Annotated in this window: 10 protein-coding genes; 2 read left to right on the forward strand and 8 right to left on the reverse strand. The window is 71.5% G+C overall.

What is annotated here, in order from left to right; all coding sequences use genetic code 11:
* Nucleotides 1-199: 199 nt before the first annotated feature.
* Nucleotides 200-1,210 (forward strand): hydroxyacid dehydrogenase, encoded by a 1,011-nt coding sequence (locus G1H10_RS21310; protein WP_163741513.1) that lies wholly within the window; start codon nt 200-202, stop codon nt 1,208-1,210.
* A 49-nt stretch (nt 1,211-1,259) separates the two neighbouring features.
* Nucleotides 1,260-2,321 (forward strand): LacI family DNA-binding transcriptional regulator, encoded by a 1,062-nt coding sequence (locus G1H10_RS21315; protein WP_163741514.1) that lies wholly within the window; start codon nt 1,260-1,262, stop codon nt 2,319-2,321.
* 69 nt (nt 2,322-2,390) lie between these two features.
* On the opposite strand, the gene G1H10_RS21320 is transcribed toward G1H10_RS21315, so the two are convergent.
* The 8 genes from G1H10_RS21320 to G1H10_RS21355 form a co-directional block, all read right to left on the reverse strand.
* Nucleotides 2,391-3,686 (reverse strand): type II toxin-antitoxin system HipA family toxin, encoded by a 1,296-nt coding sequence (locus G1H10_RS21320; protein ID WP_163741516.1) that lies wholly within the window; start codon nt 3,684-3,686, stop codon nt 2,391-2,393.
* Nucleotides 3,679-3,963: a helix-turn-helix domain-containing protein gene (locus G1H10_RS21325; protein ID WP_163741518.1), complete on the reverse strand. Its 285-nt coding sequence runs from the start codon at nt 3,961-3,963 to the stop codon at nt 3,679-3,681. Before G1H10_RS21325 ends, G1H10_RS21320 begins: the two co-directional genes overlap by 8 nt.
* Nucleotides 3,964-4,164: 201 nt before the next feature.
* Complete coding sequence (locus G1H10_RS21330) at nt 4,165-5,280, reverse strand: saccharopine dehydrogenase NADP-binding domain-containing protein (RefSeq protein ID WP_163741520.1); 1,116 nt, start codon at nt 5,278-5,280, stop codon at nt 4,165-4,167.
* Entirely contained in the window at nt 5,277-5,990 is a 714-nt protein-coding gene (locus tag G1H10_RS21335) for a class I SAM-dependent methyltransferase (RefSeq protein ID WP_163741522.1), read from the reverse strand. The genes G1H10_RS21330 and G1H10_RS21335 overlap by 4 nt, the downstream gene beginning before the upstream one ends.
* 40 nt (nt 5,991-6,030) lie before the next feature.
* Nucleotides 6,031-6,801, reverse strand: a complete 771-nt coding sequence (locus tag G1H10_RS21340; protein WP_163741524.1) for a thioesterase II family protein — start codon at nt 6,799-6,801, stop codon at nt 6,031-6,033.
* On the reverse strand, nt 6,798-8,033 hold the full coding sequence (locus tag G1H10_RS21345) for a Gfo/Idh/MocA family oxidoreductase (protein ID WP_216853519.1): 1,236 nt from the start codon (nt 8,031-8,033) through the stop codon (nt 6,798-6,800). The genes G1H10_RS21340 and G1H10_RS21345 overlap by 4 nt, the downstream gene beginning before the upstream one ends.
* A gap of 5 nt (nt 8,034-8,038) precedes the next feature.
* Nucleotides 8,039-13,645 carry a non-ribosomal peptide synthetase gene (locus tag G1H10_RS34070; protein WP_163741526.1) on the reverse strand — a complete coding sequence of 1,869 codons (5,607 nt, stop codon included), beginning with the start codon at nt 13,643-13,645 and terminating at the stop codon, nt 8,039-8,041.
* Complete coding sequence (locus tag G1H10_RS21355; RefSeq protein ID WP_163741527.1) at nt 13,642-23,763, reverse strand: non-ribosomal peptide synthetase; 10,122 nt, start codon at nt 23,761-23,763, stop codon at nt 13,642-13,644. The genes G1H10_RS34070 and G1H10_RS21355 overlap by 4 nt, the downstream gene beginning before the upstream one ends.
* Between the last annotated feature and the right edge of the window lie 51 nt (nt 23,764-23,814).

Below are 23,814 nucleotides of genomic sequence, written 5' to 3' on the forward strand. Positions count from 1 at the left end.
CAAGAGTGAGTTACCAGAACGATGCACGCCGACATGCCTGAAACGTCGCCTACTGCATCTAAACGCCCACGTTAATTGAGGTAGGCGGGAGCAACGAGAGCCCTTCTCCGGGTCCGGCGGCGCCCGGCACTTGTCGTCGACGAGCCGGGCATCTACGGTAGATAGCGTTTTCTATGTAATCGTGAAGGGATCAACTCACGTGGCCGATCGCCCTCCAGCGCTCTTCGTCATGCGCCCGGACCTCCCGCCCCTGCTGTTTCCGCGCGACACGACGATGCAGAGGCTGCGGGAGCTGGTCAGCATCGGCGAACCCGCCGTCGGCGCACGCTTCGACGACCCCGGCCTCGCCGGCGTGCTGTCCTCGGTCGAGATCCTGATCACCGGCTGGGAGTGCCCGCCCCTCGACACCGACGCGCTACGGGCCATGCCGCGGCTGCGCGCCGTGCTGCACGCGGCCGGCTCGGTGAAGGGGCACCTGACGCGGGAGTTCTGGGAACGCGGCATTCCGGTCTCGTCCGCGGCGTCCGCCAACGCGATGCCGGTCGCCGAATACACGCTCGCCGCCATCCTGTGGGCCGGCAAGGGCCTGTTCGGTCTGCGTGAGCGGTACCGCGCGGAACGCCGTTTCACCATCGGCGAGCTGGTCGACGGTGTGGGAAACTTCCGCCGGAAGGTCGGCATCGTCGGCGCCTCCCGCATCGGGCGGCGGGTGATCGAACTACTGCGCAGGTTCGACGTCGAGATCTACCTGACCGATCCGTACCTGGACGCGGACTCGGCCGACGCCCTCGGCGCGACACTGGTGGATCTCGAGACCATGCTCGCGGAGTGCGATATCGTCAGCTTGCATGCTCCCGAGACCCCGGAGACCCGGCACCTGCTCGATGACAAGCGCCTCAAGTTGCTCCGCGACGGCGCCACCGTCATCAACACCGCCCGGGGCGCGCTGATCGACACCGATGCGCTGATTCCGCATCTCGTCGACGGCCGGATCTCCGCGGTTCTCGACGTCACCGATCCGGAACCGTTACCCGCGGACTCGATCCTGTTCGTCCTTCCGAACGTCGTGCTGACGCCCCACGTCGCCGGCTCGCACGGCAATGAGCTCGTCCGGCTCGGGGAGACCGTCGTCGCGGAACTGGACCGGCTGATCAGCGGCCGCCCGTTCCACCATGAGGTGCACCTGTCCCAGCTCGACCGGCAGGCGTGACTCCGTAAGATGAGCATCGGTCGAGATCAGTCCGCAAGGAGGCGTTGACGTGGCAGGGCGGGCTGCTCCGCGTGGTCGCAAGCGGACCACCATCACCGACGTCGCGGAACGCGCCGGGGTCTCCGTGCCCACCGTCTCGCGCGTGCTCTCCGGCAACTACCCGGTGGCGACGGCGACGCGGGCCAAGGTTCTGCGGGCCGTGCGGGAGCTGGATTACGTGGCCAACGCGCACGCACGGGCGCTGGCCGGAGCCACCACCAAGACGGTCGCCTTCGTCGTGCACGACATCACCTGGCCGTTCTTCGCCCACATCGCGCAGGGCGTCGAGGAGCAGGCCCGCCAGGAGGGCCGGATGTGCCTGGTCTGCACGACGCAAGGGGACCCGGAGCGCGAGCTCGAGGCCGTCGAGCAGATGCGGGAACAGCACGCCGACGCCGTGATCCTCGTCGGGGGCGGTTTCGAGGCGGAGGAGAACCGCCAACGGTTGGTCCATTTCGCTCGGCTGCTCGACGAAGCAGGATCCCGGCTCGTGCTGTGCGGTCGCCCGTCACCGGGCGACGACGTTCCGGCGACGATCGTCGAGTACGACAACGCCGGCGGCGCCTTCGCGATGACCAGCCACCTGCTCTCCCTCGGCCATCGACGCATCGCCTTCCTCGGTGTCCGACCCGGGTTCACCACCGTCGTCGAACGCGTGGAAGGCTACCGGCGCGCGCACGAGACGTTCCGGGTCACGCCCGACCCGACGCTGCTCAGGGAGGGCGACTTCCTGCGTTCGTACGGCTACGAAGCCACTCGGGAACTGCTCGCCGAGCGGACCGACGTCACGGCGATCTTCGCCGTCACCGACGTCGTCGCGGCCGGCGTGCTGCACGCGCTGCGGGACAGCGGCGTGCGGGTTCCGGAGGAGATGTCCGTGGTCGGCTACGACGACATCCCGATGACGATGGAGCTCACGCCGGCGCTGACCACCGTGCACATTCCACACGAGGAGCTCGGGCGGACCGCCGTGCGGCTGGCCCTGCACCGGCACGAGTCGACGGTGCCGCAGCACGTGGTCCTCGGCACGCACATCGCGGTCCGCGACTCCGTCGCGCCACCTCCCATGTAATGCGAACCCTCATCTCTTCCGGTGCCGCCTTGACCTTGTGCCGCGGCTGGAACCGACCACGGCGGGGCATCACGCTACGGTTCGAGGACGCCGAAAGCTCCTCGCCGGCCCCTCCACGTGGGCACCTACAAGGTCGGCTATCCAGGTGGCGTGGTCCCGTAGCGAGTCGGGTACCACCACCTCATTAGCAGCGCGATGAAATGCGTCCGGAATCGCAGCGCGAAGCTCACGCGTACGTTCGCGAGCTTCTTCTGCGGGTATGCCTAGACTGCGCGCCACGATCATCCAATCCTTCTCAGACACTCGACGCATCTCCCACGAATCGCCGATCTTCATCGCGGACCTGTGATCCGCTCCCTGGTCATAGGGGAGAACGGTAGCGACGTCATAGAGCGGGCCCAGTTGAGCGCGGGATCCTGCGCCGATGAGCATCGAGTAGTTCTTGGCGTGGGCATCGGTGGCGCCGATGGCAACGTTGAAGAACAAGGCATCGAAGAAGCGTTTCGCGCTCACCTGTCGGTCCGGAGCAGCAAGCCCGCTGAAGAGATGAGCGATCTCCCGGATCCCAGGACCCCCGTCGGATTGGTACTTCATGCTGGGATGCACGGAGAGTGCCTGACAGAGATCCTCTTGGTGTGCTCTTCTCCAGCGGCCGTCTTTAAACGTGCGATCGTACCTCTGGCAAATGAGGACCTCGACGTCACCGGTGGTGATTATCTCCGTTCTCGCCGCCGCAAGTCCGATCAGCTGGGCAGCTCGAAGGCAGAGATGCTCGTTGACATGATGGTGCTCGAGCCCAGGTATAGATGGCTTCAAGATGTGTGTCGTGGGCGTCGAGTCCCGAGGAACGCCCCAGTGCCCGTCGTCGCTACGGAAGAGAGCTACCTTGCTCTGAGCTCCCGCCAGGCTCCACCGACCAGTATCGCGGCCGGGATTCCAGTCCGCCGGGTGACTGGCCACATCGCGCAAGACCGCGGTTATGTCGTCATCTGTGAGCCACTCGATATCACCCTGCCGCGTCGCGGCGTCCAGGGATGGCTCACCTTCGGGAAGGATCTGAACCGCGCCGGCAGCGTCATGACCGACGTGAGCGAGTAGGGCAAAAGGATTACGGGGCGACACACCAAACTGGCGTCCCCATCGTTCAAGCGTCGGTTCGCTATCAGGCAGCAAGCCGGCTATGAACGCGTTCACAGCCTTGGGAGGGTGACTGGAGCGCCCGAGAGGGAGCGACAGCGAAAGCGGGACTGCGCCGGGTGGACGGTAGTCGTCGTAGTAGGTGAAGCCGACCTTGCCGGCGCTGTTCTGCGTCAATGTCCCTGCAGGAATGCCATCCAAGTAGACCGCCAGCCTTCGCTCAGCCATGGGATCCTCCATCAGTGAGGTCGTCGAACAGCTCGTCGAAGGCCTCCACGTCAGCCTGACTTCCGCCTTCGTCGATCTCAACCGTGACAGTCACACGCACCGCGGAGAGCGCGTCCAGGAGAAGCTGGGCTTCCACGCGTGGGTGTCCGCCTTCGAGCCGAACCACCCACTCTCGGGAGACACCGACGGACCCGGCCAACTGAGCCTGCGTCATGCCTCGGCGCGTACGTGCTTCCCGTAGGACGGCCACAAGATCACGAACTGTACGAGCTTGCATCGCGCCTCCAATGTGATCGAATGACCACTTTATCAAAAGTTGCCGTTCGATCACATTCTTGGAAGTGATCGAACGATCACACGGGCCTGTCAGGGCGATGACGAGCTACCTGCTCTCCCTCGGCCATCGGCGCATCCGCCGCCGGCCCGCTGAGGCGGTCCACCCGCGTTCACGGCCGGCACGTGGAACCACCGACGAGCGTCACACCGTCCCGTCCTCCATGCCCTCGTGGGTCTCAGCGTGGTCGACGAGCTCGAACGCGGTGACGGCCGGTGAGTGACGCACCTCCGCGACGACCTGCCCCGGGTCGAGTACGTCGGCGGCATAGCCGACACCTCGCCCGACGCCGCCTTCCACGACGGCCTGCACGGCCAGCGCACCGACCGTGGCGATCAGCCGGTAGGCGTCACCGGTGCGCAACGCCGCGGTGCGGACTACAGACCGCCCGCCGACGACGCCGGTCATCCGGAACACCAGGGCGTAGTAGGGCTCACGGCCGAACAGGTCGAGCTCCGCCGCGCGGGTGAGCTCGGCGACGGCACGGTCCATCTCCTCCCCCGCGACCGGCCGGCTGCGCATCCGGGTGAAGGTCGTGACCAGCCGGTCGCCGACGAAGACGTTCCAGAAATCCATGGTGTCGGCGCCGATCGCGGTGGCCAGCCGCGCGGACTCTCCGCTGAAGAACGGATGCGCGCTGACCCGATCCGGGAAGAACGGCACCTCGACATCCTTCTGCGGACGGAGCACCTTCTCCGCCAGCCGGCCGTTCCGCCAGCCCGCAAGCGCGTGCCCGTAGTCGTCTCCGTCGTCGGTATGCATGCTCAAGATCATGTCGGTGGCGCTGGACGGGCTGCACCGTTCGAGCCCGCCGATATAGGTGGACAGCGAGTCGACCTTGTCCATCTCCGTGGCCATCCAGCGCGGGATCAGGCTGGACAACCCCGGCAACATGCCGGCGGAGAGCACGACCGTTCCGGCGCAGTCGGCCGAGGTCAGCCGCCGGTGCACCGGCTCGTCACCGGAGACGTCGACGTAGGCGGCGCCGGCCGCGATCGCCGCGCGGGCAAGCGTGTCCAGGATCAGGTACGACGGACCGGCGCAGTTGAGCACCGCCGTGCAGCCGTCGCAGAAGCGCGCCACGCTCTCAGGATCGTCGAGGTCGAACGGGAACGGCTGCGCCTCCGGTGTCTCGTCGGCGATCTGCCGCAGCGCATCCACCCGCCGGCCGCCCAGCCGCACCGGACCGATGCCCATGCGGGTCAGCTCGCCGACGGCCCAACGGCCGACGCTGCCGCTCGCGCCGGCGACGGCGATCATGTGGACGCCCGGAGCACTCCGGCCTGCATGGTGAGCTGCTCGGCGACCATGCCGGTCTCGCGCGCCAGGTCTTCCAGGCCGAACGTGTGCCACTGGCTGGTGCCGTGCACGGTCCGGTCGGCGCCCGGTCCGCCGGTGATGTGCCAGGTCGAGTTGAGCACCATCAGGTCGTCGTCGCCGGGTTCGCCCTGCAACGTCGCCTCGTAGAGGTGGTCGCCGATGCGCTCCTTGGCGTACGGCATCGGCGGCAGCTGCTGGGGCTTGCTGATCGGGAGCAGTTCCACCGCGACCGGCGCGCCGGGTGCGAGCCGGGGCAGCAGCCGGTCCCACAGCTGCATGCGCTCCTCCCGGTCGAGCATGCCGATCACACCGAAGAGCACGACAGCGGAGAGCCGGTCCGGCAGCGGCATCGTCTGGGCCGGCTCGGGGAGGATGGTGACCCGCCGGCGCAGGTCGTCGTCGCCGGCCACCTGGTGGGTGAGCACGGTGCGCATCACCAGGTCCGGTTCGGTGGCGATGATGCGGGCTCCGGGCAGTGCGTCGGCGATGATCCGCACCGTCCGTCCGGTGCCGGCGCCCACGTCGAGTACGGGACCGGCCGTCGCGTCGACGTCGCCGAGCACGGAGCGCAGCGCGTCGCCGCCCTCGGAGTGGGTGCGGGTGACCAGGTCGTAGAACTCGACCGCCGGAGAGGGATTCAGCTTGCTCATGTCGATGCCTTTCAGGATGGGGACCTCGGTGATGGGACGTCTACGGTGTGGACAGCGGAGGGACGGATGCCGCGCCGAGCGTGGCCGCGACCAGGTCGGTGACGGCGCGGCGTCGATCCACCAGGTAGAAGTGGTCGCCGGGGAACTCGTGCAGCCGGAAGGCACGGTCGGTGTAGGACGCCCAGTCCCCCGCCTCGGCCACGGTCAGCTCACCGTCGTCGCTCCCGATCAGCGCGGTGATCGGCACCGGAAGCACGGTCCGCTCGCCCGGCCGGTAGCGCTCGATCAGCCGGTAATCGTTACGCACGATCGGCAGCACCAGCGCGGCCAATTCGGGTTCGGAGAGCAGGTCGGCGTTGGCCGGGCTGAGCCGCAGCAGTTCCGTGCCCAGCCGGTCATCATCCCAGGTATGGACGGTGCCGCCGCGGTGGTGAACCGGCGGCTGACGCCCGGAGACGAACAGGTGTGCCGGCGCGGGCAGCCCTCTCCGGTCCAGGAGCGCCGCCACCTCGTAGGCGATAGCGCCGCCCATGCTGTGTCCGAACAGCGCGTACCGGCGCCGGGTCAGCGGCGCGATCTCCGCGGCGATCCGGTCCACCGCCGTCGCCATGTCGTCGACGAACGGTTCGCCGAACCGGTCCTCCCGGCCGGGGTACTGCACGGTGTGTACCTCGATCCGCTCGCCGACCAGCTGCGGCCATGCCCGGTACGCGCTGGCCGAACCGCCGGCGTGCGGCAGGCAGATCAGCCGGGTGGCGGCGTCGGGACGCGGCTGCAGGCAGCGCAGCCAGCGTGTGGTCGGTGTCTTCATCGCAACAGCTCCAGTAGGGGCACGGGTTCCGGCTCGGGCGGGTCGATCAACGTCACCGGACCGAGCCGGTCGGACAGCTCCTGCCACAGGGTGGCGATGCTCAGCGCCCACTGCGACGCCTGCGCCGCCGCCGACGACGCCGGCCCCGGCCCTGGCGCTCGCGCGGGCGCGGCGTCGGCCGGCCCGGCGACGTCCGCGCGACGCTCGTCGATGTCCCGGTGCAACTCGACCAGCGCCGCAGCCACGGCGTCCGGCCAGATCCGGTCGAAGACCTCCCGGAACGTCGGCGCCGCGTGAGTACCGACGTGCTCGGTCGCGGCGACGTCCAGCCGTTCGGTGCCGGGCCCGTCGAGGACGAGCCGGCCGTCGCCGTCCCGGGTGCTGTGCAGGCGCGGACTCCACAGCACCGGGCCGTGGGTGTCCACCAGCGCCAGCACACCCGCTTCGAAGCCGATGCTGATCCGGTGCAGCAGCAGGGCGTGGTTGTCCGGGTCGGACGGGTTGAGCTGGTTCTGCACCCGCAGCGTCAGCGGCACCCCGCCGATCACGCCGTGCAGGCTCGTGTACGGCGCCGGCGCCGCCGCCAGGGCGGCCAGATCGGGCGGCAGCGATGCCGGCTCGCCGAACCGCCACGGCCGGACCCCGCCGACGGTGCGGGCGACGACGTCCAGCAGCGAGTACAGCACCTGGACGCCGCAGGCCGCGTCGATGAAGAGCGGCGGCTGCCGGCGGCGCAGGATCTCGGCGGCGGAGGTGAACCGGCGGATCGGCTCGACGTGCGGGTAGAGGGTGTTCACCCGGTACCGCACGCCGTGTTCGCGGGCGGTGCGCAGGCAGTCGGCCAGCTCCTCCGGGTGCAGCGGATGCTCGTGCAGGACGTGGATGCCGCGTTCCAGCAGCCGTTGCGCCAGCTGCGCACCGTCGCCGGCCCCGGTCCCCGACGGCACGGCGACGCACGCGATGTCGATGTCGCCGGGCAGCTCCTCGACGGAGGTGTAGCAGGGCACCCCGTAACGCGCGGCGACCTTCCGGGAGGCGTCGCTGCCGCGGGACAGGACGCCGGCCAAGTCCAGGTCCGCGGAAGCGTGCACCGCGCGCAGGTGGATGCGGCCGAAGCCGGTTCCACAGACCAGCACTCGCAGGCGCCGCCGCCCGGTCGCGCCGTCGTCTTCGCGCATCCCGTTGTCTTCGCTCGCCCCGTTCTCTTCGTTCACTCCGCTGTCTTCGCCCACCCCGCTCACCGCCGGACCCCGGTGAGTGCGGCGGCGATCGTGGGCGCGTTCGCCGCGGCCATGCAGCTGAAGTGATCGCCGGGAAGGTCGTGCACGCTCAGCTCGCCCACGCAGATCCGCTCCCAGAACCGGGCGACGTCGGCCCGGCTCCCCGGCAGCAGGGTCGACGATCCGCTGTTGCGCAGCAGCGTCGTCGGCCCGGCATACGGGTCGGGGCGATGCCGGGCGACGGCGAGCATGCTCTGGCGGAACACGTCGAAGTAGCGGGTGAACTCGTCGAGGGTGTAACTGCCGGAGTTGTACGCGCCGTCGGCCGTCGCCACCCGGTGGATGGCCGCCAGTCGCTCGGGCCGCTCGGCGCCGGCGAACTCTCGGAACGCCGCACCGACGGACGCGTCTTCGCCATCCAGCCCGGTCAAGCAGCCGGGAGGGAGCCGCCCCGGGGAGCGCTGGAGAATGGACCGCACCGCGCGGCCGATCTGGTCGGCGTCCGCCGGCAGGCCCAGCGCGTCCAGGGCGGCGCCCATCGACTGCGCGAACAGGTACTCCACCATGAGCTCGTCCTCGACCGCCGGCGGCTGATAGGAGCTGATCACGGTCAGTCCGTCGACGGTGGCCCCGGCCTCGGTCAGCGCCCGGGCCACCTCGGTGGCGAGCAGGCCACCCAGGCAGTATCCGACCACGGTGAACCTCGTGCCGTGCTCGAGCAGGTCGCGTGCATAGCCGGCGGCGAGCCGGTCGATCACCGCCTCCGGCGGCAGCGCGAGGTAGTGGTCGAGGTCGGTCATCTCGACGCCGAGAAGTCCGTGACCGCGATCGGCCCGCAGCCGGGACAGCAGCGGCTGGTATGGCTGCAGCGTCCCCGTCCCGGCGTGCACCAGCACGAACGTCGGCGCGTCGTCCGGCGCGGGGGCGAGAACGACGACGGGCGAACGCTTGGCGCCGGCCTCCGTGCCCGCGTCTCCGGCCGAGCTCAGGTATCCGACCAGCCCGCGGACGGTCGGGTCGTGCAGCATCTGCCGGAGCAGAACCGCCCAGTCCAGGCCGCCCGCCTCCGGTACCTGCTCGCGCAGCCGTCCCAACATCCGCGACAGCAGCAGCGAGTCCCCGCCGAGCGAGTAGAAGTCCTGGTCCCGGCCGACGACCTCGACGCCGAGCAGCTCCGACCACAACACGGCCACCCGCCGCTCCAGATCGTCCGCCGCGGGATCGGCGCCGGCCGGCAGCGGTGCGGCTCCGGCGCCCGGCCCAGGACCGGGCGACCAGGCGGCCAGCGCCGAACGGTCCAGCTTGCCGTTGGCCGAGCGGGGCAGCGCGTCCACCAGCTGGATCGACTGGGGCACCATGTAGTCCGGCAGCTGCGTGGCCAGGTGTGCCAGCACGGCGTCGGGCGTGGTGTAGGCCCGGGCGTCGTCGAACCGGGCGAGAAAGACGCCCTGGCCGGCCAGTGCTAGCGCGCTGTTCTCGGGCGGCACGCAGACCGCGTCGGCTGCCCCGGCCCGGGCCAGCATCTGCAGCCACTGGTGCCGGGTGAAGAACGACTGACCGGTGCGGGCACGCTCGTCGTCGAAATCCTCCCGGGTGAACTCGAACTCCATCGACACCAGCTGGGAGTAGTTGTGCCGCCGGGTGGGCTCGATGAAGATCAGCCAGCCGCCCGGGGCCAGCACGTCGCGCAGCCGGGCCAGCACGTCGTCCGCGTGCCGGGAGTTGTGCAGCACGTTGGCACACAGCACCACGTCGGCGGAATTGGGCAGGTAGCCCTGCTCCCGCAGACCGGCGTTGATGTCGAACCGCCCGTACCGCATCCACGGATATCGATCGAAGGTGCTGCGCGCCTCGCTCAGGAAGAACTCCGAGACGTCGGTGAACAGGTAGTCCGGCTCCAGATCCGCCACGGCGGCGACGACGTCGGCGCTGGTCCCGGCGATCCCGGCGCCCACCTCGAGGATCCGCAGCGGACCGGCGTCCGCGCGCCCGGCGTGCAGCTCGGCCAGCCGACGGACCGCGGCCGCGACCACCCCGTTCATGCTGCGGCCCACCTGGTTCTCCCGGTACACCGCGTGTGCGGCGCCGAACTCGCCGTCGGGGAAGAGGATGTCTCGGACGTCGAACTCGCCGCGCAACATCTCACCGAGCCGGCCGGTGCAGGTGCGCACGAACCGCAGCAGTTCGGCACCGTACGCGGCGCGGCGCTCCAGCTCGTCGACGCGTTCCCAGGCGGCGGATCGACCGGCGTCGTCGGCCGGCGCCAGGTCGCGGTACGTCCCGTCGTCGTCCAGGCGCAGCGCACCGGCGTCCACGAGTGCGTCGAGCCAGCGTCGCAGCAGCCGCCGGTGCCGGTCCGACACGCGGACGGCCGCCGCGATCTCGTCCGCGGTATGCGCCGCGCCTGGGGTAGTGAACAACCCGTCGGCGCGCAGCTGGGCTGCCATGGCCTGCACGGCCACCTCGTCGACACCCTGCATGAGATCGGTGAACGTTTCCGCCTCGATGGCGTTCTCGGCCGCCGTCCAGGCGGCCGTCGCTGCGTCGATGACCTGCGCCGCGGCCGCCCCGCCCGCGCCGTCGTCGGTGCCGGGATCACCCTGAGCCAGCTCGGCGAACCCGGTCAGCCGCCGCGACTCGCGCTCGCCGTCGGCGAGCACCGCGGCGTCGGCCACCGCCGGGTGCGCACGCAGCACCGCCTCGATCTCGCCGAGCTCCACCCGGTGGCCCCGGATCTTGACCTGCGTGTCCTCCCGGCCGAGAAACTCGATGGTGCCGTCGGGCAGGTAGCGGCCCAGGTCGCCGGTGCGGTAGAGCCGTTCGCCGGTGGCCGGGCAGGTGATGAAACGCCGGCTGGTCCGCTCCGGGTCGCCGAGGTAGCCCTGCGCCAGCCCGGCCCCGCCGATGTACAGCTCCCCGGGCACCCAGTCGGGCCGGTCCTGCAGGGCGTCGTCGAGGACGCGGAAGCTCTGGTTGGTCAGCGGGGTCCCGTACGGGATGCTGCGCCACTCCGGCCGGACCTCTGCGATCGGGTACCAGATCGACCAGATCGCCGCCTCGGTGGCGCCGCCCAGACTCACCACCCGCAGATCCGGCACGGTGGCCCGGACCCGGTCCGGCAGGGCGACGGGAATCCAGTCGCCGGAGAGCAGCGCCAGCCGCAGCGTGCCGAGCCGGTCCGATCCGGCCGCGCTGTCCGCGTAGTCCTGGAGCATCTGCAGCTGCGACGGCACGGTGTTCCAGAGTGTGACGCCGTGCCGGTCGATCAGCTCGGCCCAATGCGACGGGTCGCCGCGCCGTTCCGGGTCGGGAAGGACGACGGTGCCGCCGGCAGCGAGCACGCCGAAGATGTCATAGACGGACAGGTCGAACCCGAGGTTGACCACGCTGAGAACCCGGTCATCCGGGCCGATGTCGAACCGGGCGTTGATGTCCTCGATGGTGTTGGCGGCGGCGCGGTGACTGATCACCACGCCCTTGGGCTCGCCGGTCGAGCCGGACGTGTAGATGACATAGGCGGGGTCGTCCGGCGACCCGGGCGGTGGGGAGGGGGAATTCCCGGCCTCGCCCGCGGCCAGATCGTCGCAGGGCTCCTCACAGGCCGATGCCCGAGCCTTCCCTGGCCGGGAAATTCCCCCTCCCCACTTTCCCTGGTCGCCTTGCGCGGATTCAATGTGAGGGCTGGCGATGTCGTCGACCGCGATCGACCGTACCTCTGCGGGCAGCTGATCTGCGGTTCCGCTCCAGGACTGGGTCAGCGCGAACCGCACCCCGGCGGAGCCGAGGATACGGTCCCGGCGGGCGGCGGGCTGCCCCGGATCGACCGGCACGTAAACCGCGCCCGCCAGCAGCACCGCGAGCACACCGACTATCTGGTCTGCGCCCTTGACCATGCAGATCGCCACCCGCTCGCCCGGCCGGCAGCCGGCGCCGCGCAGCCGTCGCGCCGCGGCCCGGGCGCGGGCGGTGAGCTCGGCGTAGGTCATAGTGGTCCGGGTGTCGATGACGGCGACGCGCTGCGGCGTCGTGTCCGCCCGGGCGAGCACCGGATCGTGCAGAAGATGGTCGGGAAGCGCCGCCGCGGTGTCGTTGACCTCGGACCGGCGCGCGCGCTGTTCCGGCGGCAGCGTGACCGGCGCCGCGTCGTCCCATGCCTCGTCGGTCGTGGCCAGCCTGCGGACCAGGTCGGCGAACGAGGAGAAGGCGTCGGCGGCGAGCCCGTCCGGGAACACGTCGTCGCGGACGTCCCAGGCCAGCAGCACCCCGTCGGCGTTCTCGACCACCTGGCAGTCGAGCCAGACCTGCGGCGTCTGGGTGACGCCGTGCACGAACCGGCCCAGTGGCGCCTCGGTGGCCGCTCCGGTGCCGATGGTGCTGGTGAACACCACCGGCATCAGCGCGGGACTGCCGTGGCGGCGGGTCAGCTCGGCCAGCACGTCCAACCCGGAGAAGAGCCGGTGATCGAGGTCATCGAAGAGCTGGCCGCTGACCGTGGCCACCCGGCCGGCGAAGGTGGGTGCGGCGTCCAGGTCGACGGCCAACAGGTTGACCGAGGTGAAGTCGCCGACAACGGACCCGATCCGCTCGTGCAGCGGCAGCCGGTTGAACACCGGCAGGTTGAGGGTGAACCGCCGGTGCCGGCTCCATCGGCCGACCGTCTCCGCGTAGGCGGTGAGCAGGACGGCCGACGCGGTGACGCCGTTCCGCTCGGCCCGCTTGCGCAGCCCGGCCCATTCCGTCGCGGACAGCTGCCGGTCCAGCCGCCGGAACCGCACCGGCCCGGCACCCGGTGCCGGCTCCTCGCGGCCGGTGCCGGGCAGCTCGGGCGCCGGAGGCAGGTCGTCGATCCTGTCCAGCCAGTACGACCGGTCCCGCTGGAACCTGGGCCCGGCGCGCAGCGACCGCTCCGCAAGCACGTAGTCGCGGAACGTGACGTCGAGCGGCGGTGGTGTGTGGCCGCGCAGTAGCGCGTCCAGCTCGCCGAGCAGCAGCTGCACGCTGGCCGAGTCGACCACGATCAGCTCCACCAGCAGGTGCAGGAGCGTCGCCTGATCGGTGACGGTGGTACGCAGCGCGAACAGCGGCCACGTCTCGGTGGAGCCCGGCGTGCCGGTCAGCTCGCGCCGGACCGCGTCCAGGTGGGTCTCCACCGCGTCCGGACTCGCGCCGCGCAGGTCGGTGACCGGGATCCGGTACTCGTCCACCGCGGGCAGCACGCGCTGGTGACCGTCGCCGTGCACCACCGCGCGCAGCATGTCGTGCCGCCGGACGAGCTGGTTCCAGGCCCGCTCCAGGTCGTCCGGCGATACCGCGCCGTCGTAGGCGATATCCAGGTAACCGGTGCAGGCCACGCCGCCGTAGTCGAAGACCTGGTGCCGACCGAGCTGATAGGCGGACTGCATCTGCGTCAGCGGGAACGGCTCGTGCCGGCCGGCCGGGTCGGAGACCAGCTCAGCGGTGTCGGCGTCGAGGTAGGCCAGCAGGTCCGCCTTGTGCTCGACCAGCGTGGCCTTGCGCTCCTCGGTGAGGACGCCGCGCGGCGCCCGGTACCGGAGCCGGCCGTCGTCGGCCCATAGCCGGACTCCGAGCTGCTCGAACTCGGTGACCAGATCGCTGACGTTCATATGATGCCGTCCTCCGTGCTCTCGGCTGCCTTGAGCTGGTCATCGATGCTGCGGGCCAGGTCGGCGACGGTCGGGGCGGCGAAGAAGGCCCGCAACGACACGTCGACGCCGTAGCGCTTGACCGCGCTGGAGACCATCCGGGTTCCGGCCAGCGAGTCACCGCCCAGGGCGAAGAAGTTGTCCAGCCGGCCTGCCGGGGCCTGCCCCAGCACGTCACGCCAGAGGTCGGCCAGCTCCCGTTCCAGCGCGGTGGCCGGCGGCTCGGAGGAATGCGGCACGGTGGACGCGTGCTCCGCCGGAGGCGGCTCGCCGCGTGCTGACCCGCCTCGCGACGCGGCGTCCGTCCCCTCGTCGGAGAGCGCATCGTCGGGCACCGCGGCGGCGACCCCGGGCGGCAGCCCGGCCGCCAGCAGCGCCCAGTCCGTGTCGATGAGCCGCCGCAGCGTGGCGTCGTAGGCGGCGAACATCTCGTCGACCATGCCGTCGGGGAACAGCTCGTCGACGGAGTCCCAGCTCAGCAGGACGCCGTCGGCCAGCTCGACGGCCTGGTGGTCGAGCCACACCTGCGGCGTCTGCGACGACGCGTGGTCGGGCCAGCGCACCGCCCTCGCCAGGCCGTCGTCGACGCCGAGCATGCTGGTGAACACCACCGGCACCGCCTCGGCCAGCCGCACGTCGCGGCGGGCCAGGTCTCGCAGGATGCGCACGCCGGACAGCTCCCGATGGTCCAGATCCCGCCACACCTGCTGCTGGAGCCGTCGGGCGCGGGCGAGCCAGCTGTCGTCCTCGTCGAGTCGGTGTCCCACCAGCAGCAGCGACGTGAAGTCGCCGAGCACCTTGTCGATGTCGGGGTGGACGGGCCGGCGGTCGAACAGGGTGAGGTTGACCGTCAGCTCCCGTTGACCGCTCCAGGCCGCCAGTACCTCCGCGTAGCAGGCCAGCAGCACCGCCGACGGGGTGAGGTCGTGCCGCCTGGCCTGGCCCACGAGGATCCGCCAGCTCGCGGCGTCGATGTGCCGCTGACGGCGGCGGAAGCGCGGCGCGGTGATCTGCTCCGGCCGGACGCGGACCGGCAGGCGAGGACCCGGTGGCAGCTCCGGCACCCGTGTCCGCCAGTACTCCTCGGCGGCGGCCAGCCGCTCCGGGTCAGGCCGGGACTGGAGCACGTAGTCGCGGAAGGACAGACCGATCGGCGGCAACTCGGCATCCGGGTCCGCGTAGAGACGGTCCCATTCGGCGAACAGGGTCAGCATGCTCAGCCCGTCGACGATCATGGTGTCGAAGACCACGGCGACCCGGGCCCGGCCGTCGCCGTAGCGCACCACCCGGATGTCGAACAGCGGCCAGGCCGACGCATCGTGAGTGGCGCGGCTCATCTCCTCGCGGATCCCGGTCAGCTCCGCCTCCACCTGGTCGTCGTCCAGGTCCGGACCGAGTTCGACGACCGGGATGCGGTAACGCGGAACGTCGCGCTGAACGTACTGGGTGCCGTCGGCGGCGACGACCGCGCGCAGCATCTCGTGCCGCGCCAGCAGCCGGTTCCACGCCTCCTCCAGCCGCCCGACATCGAGGTCGGTGTACTCGCGCTCGGTGGCGAACAGCGCCGCGATGCCGCCCAGGACGAAGTCGTCCCGGCGGCCGATCCAGTACGCCTGCTGCACGTCGGTCAGCGGGAACGGCTCGTGCCGATGCTCGGGATCCGCCCGGATCTCCGGCGCGGTCTCGGCCCGGCCCGGCGTGAGCGTCGCGGCGAATCCGGCCAGCGTCGGGGACGCGAACAGGTTCGCCAACCGCGCACCCGTCAGTCCTGCCGCCCGGAGCCGGCTCACCAGGCGGGCCGCCAGCAGGCTGTCCCCGCCCAGCGCGAAGAACCCGTCCTCGCGGCCGACCCGGTCCACGTCGAGCAGCTCCATCCAAAGCTTCGCCACCGCGATCTCGGCCGCACCGACGGGTGATTCGAACGAGGGGGGTTCCTCGCCGGCTCTGGGATCCTCGCCGGCTTGGAGATCCCCGTCGTGCCCGGCGTTCCCAGCGTCATTGACGCGACGAGTCGTCTGTGTCGGCCCGGGTTGTCCGCCCACGACCGCGGGGACGACGGCCGTCTCCCAGTCCGCCTCCGCCAGGCCGCGTAGCGCCGCCTGGTACTCGGCGAACATGTTGTCGATCAGGCCCGCGGGGAACAGCTCGTCCACCGAGTCCCAGCTCAGCAGCAGCTCACCGGAGCGTTCGATCACCTGGTGGTCGAGCCACACCTGCGGTGTCCGGGTCCGGGTGTGATCGGGCCACCGGATGGACTCGGCGAGCGTGTCGTCGACGCCGAGCATGCTGGTGAACACCACCGGCATCGCTTCCACGGTGGCGTCGTGCCGCCGGGCGAGCTCCCGCAGCACGTGGATCCCCGAGACGTCGCGGTGGTCCAGGTCCCGCCACATCTGCTCCTGCAACCGCCGCCCGCGCGCGAGCCAGCTCTCCCCCGGCTCGGGCCGGTAGGCCGCGAGCAGCAGCGACGTGAAGTCGCCGACCACCCGGTCGATGTCCGGGTGGATCTGCTGCCGATCGAACAGGGTGAGGTTGACCGTCAGCTCCGGCTGCTCGCTCCATCGGCCGATCAGGTCGGCATAACAGGCCAGCACCACCACTGAGGGGGTGAGGCCGTGCCGCCTGGCCTGCTCGGTGATCCGCTGCCAGGTCGAGCGGTCCAGCCGCGCATCGCGACGTCGGAAGTGCGGAGCGTCGAGCCCGCCCGGGTCGGTCCGCAGCGGCAGCCGGGGCGCAGGCGGCAGGTCCGCCATCCGGTCCCGCCAGTAGTCGAGCGCCCGCTCGACGGCGGCCGGCGCCGGGCGCGCCTGCAGCAGGTAATCGCGGAAGGACAGACCGATCGGCGGCAGGTCGGCATCGAGGTCCGCGTAGAGCCGGTCCCACTCGCCGAACAGGGTGAGGATGCTCAGCCCGTCGACGATCAGGTTGTCCAGCACGGTGCAGAGACGGGCCCGGCCGTCGCCGTACCGCACCACCCGGATGTCGAACAGCGGCCAGGCCGACGCGTCGAGTGTCGCCCGGCTCATCTGCTCGCGGACCGCTGCCAGCTCGGCCTCCGTGACGTCGCCGGGCAGGCCCGGGTCGAGATCGACGACGCGGATGCGGAAGGGCGGGACCGCGCGGAGGATGCGCTGGGTCCCGTCGGCGTCCACGACGGCGCGCAGCATCTCGTGCCTCGCCACCAGTCGGTTCCACGCCTCCTCCAGCCGCCCGACGTCGAGGTCGGTGTGCTCGTACTCGACGTAGAACTGCGCGGCCACGCCGCCGAGCCGGAGCGCGGGGTCGCGTCCGATCCAATAGGCCTGCTGCACGTCGGTCAGCGGGAACGGCTCATGCCGATGCTCTGGATCGGGCCGGATGGCCGGTGCGTTCTTGACCTGTCCGGGCGCGAGCGTGGCGGCGAATCCGGCCAGCGTCGGCGACAGGAACAGGTTCGCCAGCTCCGCACCGGCGATCCCGGCCGCCGGCAGCCGGCTCACCAGCTGGGTGGCCAGCAGGCTGTCCCCGCCCAGCGCGAAGAACCCGTCGGTGCGGCCGACCCGGTCCACGCCCAGCAGCTCGGCCCACAGCCCGGCCAGCGCCTCCTCCAGCGGTCCAGACGGCGGTTCGAACCGCGCCCCGGCTGCGTTGGTCTCCCCGTCGCGGTCCCCGACGCCGGTGCCGTCCCTGCCCCCGCCCGCCGCGCCGGTGCGGCCCGCGCGGCGGGTCAGTTCGGCCCGGTCGACCTTGCCGTTCGCGGTGAGCGGGAAGGCGTCGACGGCAACGATCCTGCCCGGGACGGCGTGGGCCGGCAGCCGCTGGGCCAGAAAGCCCGGCAGCACCTCGGCGACACCCTCGTCCGCCTGCACAAAAGCGGCCAGCCGCTTGCGATCCCGCTCGCCCGGAGCGACGACCACCGCCTGCGCCACCGCCGGGTGGGAGGCCAGCGCGGCCTCCACCTCGCCCAGCTCGATCCGGTGCCCCCGGACCTTCACCTGGGTGTCGGCCCGGCCGAGGAACTCCAGTGTCCCGTCCGGCCAGTACCGGCCGAGGTCGCCGGTCCGGTACCAGCGCTGCCCGTCGTGCTCGACGAACTTCTCCGCCGTCCGTTCCGGGTCGCCCCGATATCCTTCGGCCACCCCGGTGCCGCCGATCCACAGCTCACCCGGCACCCAGTCCGGGCAGTCGCGACCGCGCCCGTCCACCACCCGGAAGCACTGGTTCCGCAGCGGGTAGCCGTACGGAACCGACGACCACGCCGGATCGACCCGCTCCACCTCGAACGCGTTGGACCAGATCGACGCCTCGGTCGCTCCGCCCAGGGCGACGAACCGGCAGCCCGGCGCGAGGGTGCGCACCCGCCCCGGAAGGTCCAGGCCCACCCAGTCACCGGACACCATCGCCAGCCGCAGCGACTCCGGCAGCCCAGTGTCGGTCTCGGCGACGGTGACCAGCATGTCCAGCAGCGCCGGCACCGTGTTCCAGACGGTGACGCGGTACCGGTGCGCCAGCTCCACCCACCGCTGCGCGTCGCGCCGCTCGTCCTCACCGATCAGCACCACAGCCCCGCCGGCGGCCAGCAGCCCGAACATGTCGTAGACCGAGAGATCGAAGTCGGCCGCCGACACCGCGAGCACCCGGTCGTCCGGCCCGATGCCGAACCGCGTGTTCACGTCGTCGATCGTGTTCACCGCGGCGCGATGGGCGATCTGCACGCCCTTGGGTTCGCCCGTCGACCCCGAGGTGAAGATGGTGTAGGCCAGCTGTGCCGGGTCGACGGGGACCGGTTCGGCCAGCGGCGCGGCGTCGGCGGCGGCCGTGAGATCGTCCAGCACCAGCACCGCCCCGGAGCTCTGGACCAGCCGCTCTCGTCGCAGCGGCGGCAGGTCCACGCCCACCGGGACGTACATCCCTCCGGCCGCCAGCACGCCCAGCAACCCCGCCACCTGGCCCGGGCCCTTCGGCAGGCTCACCGCCACCGCGTCACCGGGCCGCACACCGCGGTCCACCAGCCACGTCGCCACCCGCAGCGCCCATGCGGCCAGTTCCCGATAGGACAGCTCGCCACCGTCCCACACCAGCGCCGGCCGGTCCGGCGCCTGGCCGGCACGCACGAAGAACCCGCCGTGCAGCAGCCCACCGCCCGGCGCGGACTCCGGCGCCGGGCCGGCCGTCGCGTTCACCCGGTCGCGTACCGCCGACTGCCCGGCCGGGAGCACCGCCGGCGCCGGCGAGTCCCACTCCGTTCCGGTCAGCCACTCGACCAGCTCCACGTAGGCGGCGAACATCGCGTCGGCCATCCCGGGCGGGAACAGCTCGTCGACCGAGTCCCAGTCGATCGCCAGGCCGGCACGGGTTTGGGAGACCTTCAGGTCCAGCCACACCTGCGGCGTCTGGGTCACGCCGTAGACCGGCGCCGGGAACGCCTCGGACAGCTCCAGCGAGGCGTCGTCGCCGACGCCGAGGACGCTGGTGAACACCACCGGCATCGCCTCCACGGTCGCGTCGTGGCGGCGCGCCAGCTCCCGCAGCACCCGCACCCCGGACACCTCCCGGTGGTCCAGGTCCCGCCACAGCCGCTCCTGCACCCGGCGGGCGGTGCCGAGGAAGCTCTCGCCGGTCCCGGCGCGGCATCCGACCAGAAGCAGCAACGAGAAGTCGCCGATCACCTGGTTGACGTCCGGATGCACGTCGTCCCGGTCGAACAGGGTCAGGTTCACGGTCAGGTCCGGCTGGCCGCTCCACGCTGCCAGCACCTCGGCGTATGCGGTGAGCAGCACGGCGGTGGGGGTGATCCCGTGCCGGCGGGCCCGCTCCGCGAGCAGCTCCCACCGCTGGGCGTCGACGAGAGCGTGCGAGCGGCGGAAGCGCGGCGCCGCCACCTGGTCGGGTTCGACGGCCAGCGGCAGCCGGGGCGCCGGCGGCAGCTCGGGCAGCCGGGTGCGCCAATACTCCTCGGCCGCGGCCACCCGCTGCGGGTCCGGGCGGACCTGGACGACGTAATCGCGGAACGACATCTCCAACGTCGGCAACGACGCGTCCAGGTCGCGGTGGAGGGCGTCCCACTCGGTGAACAGCACCATGACGCTGCGCCCGTCGAGCGCGATGCTGTCCAACCCCACCCCGATCCGGTGCCGCATCCGGCCGTCGTCGCCGGCGTAGCTGACCGCGCGGATCGCGAACAGCGGCCCGGTCGCCGTGTCGGCGACGTGGTGCGACGTGGTCTCGCGCAGTTCACGCAGCGCGTCCTCGGGCCGTCGGCCGCCGTCGGTGACCGCGATCCGGTACCGCGGCACCTGTGGCAGCACCCGCTGGGTGCCGTCCGCGCCGACCACCGCGCGGAGCATCTCGTGCCGCCGCACCAGCCGGTTCCACGCCTCCTCCAGCCGTTCCAGGTCGATGCCGGCGCCGTCGAGCTCGAGGTAGAAGTGCGACGCGACACCACCCAGCGGGAGTTTCGGGTCGCGGCCGATCCAGTAGGCGCGTTGCACCTCGGTGAGCGGGAACGGCTCGAACCGATGGTCCGGGTCGGGCCGCAGCACCTGCTGCGCCGCCTGTTCACCCGGCGTCAACGTGGCGGCGAAGTCGGCCAGCGTCGGCGTCGTGAACAGCGCCGTCAGGGTCGCACCGCCGAGGCCGGCCTCGCCCAGCAGGTTCATCAGCCGGGTGGCCAGCAGGCTGTCCCCACCCAGCGCGAAGAACCCGTCCCGGCGACCCACCCGGTCCACCTCGAGCAGCTGCGCCCACAGCGCGGCCACCGTCTCCTCCACCGGCCCGGACGGCGGCTCGAAGCCCTGGGCCGACGCGTCACCGGCGGCGGACAGCACGCGCTGCACAGCCTTGCGGTCGATCTTGCCGTTCGCGGTGATCGGCAGGGCGTCCAGCACCTGGATCTGCTCGGGGACCATGTACCCGGGAACCCGGTCGGCGAGCCATTCGCGCAGCTCCGCGGGCGAGGCGGCGCCGGCGCTCAGCACCACGGCGGCCGCCAGCCGTCGGACGGCGCCGTCGACGACGGCAGCGATCGCCTTGTCCACACCAGGGTGCGAGGCGAGGTGCGACTCGATCTCGCCGAGTTCGATCCGGTGCCCGCGGATCTTCACCTGGTGGTCGGCACGGCCGAGGAACTCCAGCGTGCCGTCGGGCCAGTACCGGGCCAGGTCGCCGGTCCGGTACCAGCGCCGCCCGCCGTACTCGACGAACTTCTCCGCCGTGCGGACCGGGTCACCCTGGTAGCCGTGCGCCACCCCGGCACCGGACACCCACAGCTCGCCCGGAACCCAGTCCGGGCAGTCGCGCCCGCGCGCGTCGGCCACCCGACATCGCATGTTGGCCAGCGGCACGCCGTACGGCACGGCTCGCCAGGCCGGGTCGACGCGGTCCACCTCGAACACCGTGGAGTGGATCGCCGCCTCGGTCATCCCGCCCAACCCGGCGAACCGGCACTCCGGCACCAGCGCCCGCAACCGGTCCGGCAGGTCGACGGTGACCCAGTCGCCGCCGAGCATCACCAACCGCAGGCGCGACTCGGGAAGATGCTCGGTTCCCGCGACGAGCAGCATGTCGAGCAGCGCGGGCACGCAGCTGACCACGGTGACGCCGCGGTTCCGGATCAGCTCGGCCCACGCATGCGCGTCGCGACGCTGCGACTCGTCGAGCATCACGACGCTGCCGCCGCCGGCCAAGAAGGCGAAGAGGTCATAGGCGGAGAGGTCGAAGTCCAGCGCCGAGAGCGCGATGGTCCGGTCGGAGCCGTCGATGCCGAAGAAGTCGTTCACGGCGTCGACGGTGTTGGCGACCGCCCGGTGCGGCACCAGCACGCCCTTGGGCACGCCGGTCGAGCCGGAGGTGAACAGCACATACATGACGGCCTCGCCGTCCACGCCGACGATCGACGTCACCGGCGCGTGCCCGGCAGCGGCGGACATCGGGGCCGGAACCACCCCGTCAGGCCAGTCGTCGCGGGCGGCATGCGCGTCATCGGTCAGCACGACGCCGACGCCGGCCGCGTGGAACGCCTGGGCGCGGCGACTCATCGGAACATCGACGCCCGAGGGCACGTATGCCGCGCCGGCGGCCAGCACACCGAGCACGGCCACGACCTGCTCCGGCCCCTTGGGCAGGGTGATGCCCACGCAGTCGCCTGGCCGCACGCCGCGCGCGGCCAGCAACGCCGCCACCCGGCGAGCCCGCCGGGACAGCTCCCCGTACGTCATGGTTCCGGATGTCGCCGTGCCTGAGGTTCCCCACAGCAGCGCCGTGCGGTTCCGCCGCGCAGCGGCCAGCCGGAAGAACCGCTCGTGAAGCAGTCCGGAGCGCCCGGTGCCGGCGGTGTCGTTCACCCGATCGCGCACCGCCCGCTGCGCCGCAGGCAGCCGCGACGGTGCCGGGCGGTCCCAGGCCGCGCCGTCGTCGAGCAGCTCCTCCACCAGCTCGACATAGGCGGCGAACATCGCGTCCAGCACACCCTCGCAGAAGACCGAGTCCCGGGCGTCCCAGTTGAGCAGCACACCGCCGTCGAGTTCGGTGGCCTGGGCGTCCAGCCACACCTGCGGGCCCTGCGAGATGATCCACGACGGGCGGCCGAAACAGCTCTGCACCTCGGGCGCGAACAGCTCACCCAGCTCCAGGGCGCTGGTGAACACCACTGGGGCGAGTACCGGCTCGCCGCCGGCGGCGCGGGTGAGGTCGCGCAACACCTCCACGCCGGTGTACTCGGCGTGGCCCATCGCCTCCCGCAGATCCTTCTGGATCCGGGCGGTGCGGTCGGCGAACGCCGCCGTCTCCGAGACGTCCACGTCGAGCAGGACCGAGCTGGAGAAGTCCCCGACGATCGCGTCGACGTCGTCGTGCAACGGTTCCCGGTCGAATACGGGCAGGTTCAGCAGGAAGCGGTCGCTGGAACTCCACCGGCCGACCACCTCGGCGAACGCGGTGGCCAGCACCGACGCCGCGGTGAGCCCGCGCTCGTGGGCCCGCTCGGCCAGCCGCTGCTTGCGGTCCGGCGCAAGCCAGTGATGCCGCCGGGTGACCGTAGGACCGCCGCCGGCGTCGTCAGCGGTCACCGGCAGCGCGGGCGCGCCCGGCAGGTCGGGCAGCCGCTCGCGCCACCAGGCCGCCGCGCGGTCGCGCGCCGCGCGCCGCACCGGTTCCCGTTCGGCGAGGTAACGCGGGTAGGAGTAGCGCAGCGGGGCCAACTCGGCCTCGCGCCCGTGGTAGAGCGCGGCGAGGTCGGCCAGCAGTGTCCGCAGGCTCATCGCGTCGGCGGCCACCATGTCCAGGTTGACGTGCATCCGGCTGGCCCCGTCGTCGAGCAGGCTCAGCTGGACGTCGAAGACGTCGCCGGAGGCGATGTCCAGCACCCGGTGGGACAGCCGGTCACGGACCTCCTCGAGCCGCCGCTGCACTTCGGCGGCCCGCAGGCCGCGCAGGTCGTGGATCCGCAGTCCGGTCCACGCGGGCTCGTCGGCGATCCGCTGCCGCCCGTCGTCGCCCACCCGCACCCGCAGCATCCCGTGCCGGGCGACCAGATCGCGGACCGCGGCCTCGAGGCGAGCGGGGTCGAGGCCGGCGCCACCGCCGTTCGACTCCCGGTCGAACTCGCTGCCGGGGCGGTTCGGCTCGCGGTCGAACTCGGTGTAGAAGTGCGCGGCGACCCCGCCGAGCTGCTGGCCCTCCCGGCGGCCGATCCAGAACGCGTGCTGCATCACCGCGAGGTCGAACGGCGCGGACTCGTCGACCGGCTCCAGCACGCTCCCGCCGGCATGGGATTCGCCGCGACCAGGGACCTCGATGCCGCCCGTGGCATCACCGCGGGCGCCGTTCTCGCCGACGCCCGTGCCGTCGTGGCCGGATTGCATGGCGCGGACCAGCTCCCACCACTCGCCGACGGTCTCGCGGCCGGACAGGTCGGCGAATCGGGCCGGAACGCCCTGCCGGCGCAACCAGCCGGCCAGGCGCATCAACCGGATCGAATCCAAGCCGAGACGGAGCAGATCGGCGTCCTCGGTCACTCGACTCTCGGGCACCTCAGCGAGCCGGCTGACCGCGGCGCGCAGATCGTCGTAGGAGATCGGCGAGCTGACGACCTGTTCGTTCATGCATGACCCCATCCACGGTCGACTCAAGATCAGAGTTAGGTTAGGTTAACC

This window comes from Phytoactinopolyspora halotolerans (assembly GCF_010550675.1).
Taxonomy (GTDB): Bacteria; Actinomycetota; Actinomycetes; order Jiangellales; family Jiangellaceae; genus Phytoactinopolyspora; species Phytoactinopolyspora halotolerans.

What these genes read in the sequence shown, in the direction of transcription:
- G1H10_RS21320 (WP_163741516.1), bottom strand. Translation starts at nt 3,686, where the DNA reads ATGGCTGAGCGAAGGCTGGCGGTCTACTTGGATGGCATTCCTGCAGGG.
- G1H10_RS21325 (WP_163741518.1), bottom strand. Translation starts at nt 3,963, where the DNA reads ATGCAAGCTCGTACAGTTCGTGATCTTGTGGCCGTCCTACGGGAAGCA.
- G1H10_RS21330 (WP_163741520.1), bottom strand. Translation starts at nt 5,280, where the DNA reads ATGATCGCCGTCGCCGGCGCGAGCGGCAGCGTCGGCCGTTGGGCCGTC.
- G1H10_RS21335 (WP_163741522.1), bottom strand. Translation starts at nt 5,990, where the DNA reads ATGAGCAAGCTGAATCCCTCTCCGGCGGTCGAGTTCTACGACCTGGTC.
- G1H10_RS21340 (WP_163741524.1), bottom strand. Translation starts at nt 6,801, where the DNA reads ATGAAGACACCGACCACACGCTGGCTGCGCTGCCTGCAGCCGCGTCCC.
- G1H10_RS34070 (WP_163741526.1), bottom strand. Translation starts at nt 13,645, where the DNA reads ATGAACGTCAGCGATCTGGTCACCGAGTTCGAGCAGCTCGGAGTCCGG.
- G1H10_RS21355 (WP_163741527.1), bottom strand. Translation starts at nt 23,763, where the DNA reads ATGAACGAACAGGTCGTCAGCTCGCCGATCTCCTACGACGATCTGCGC.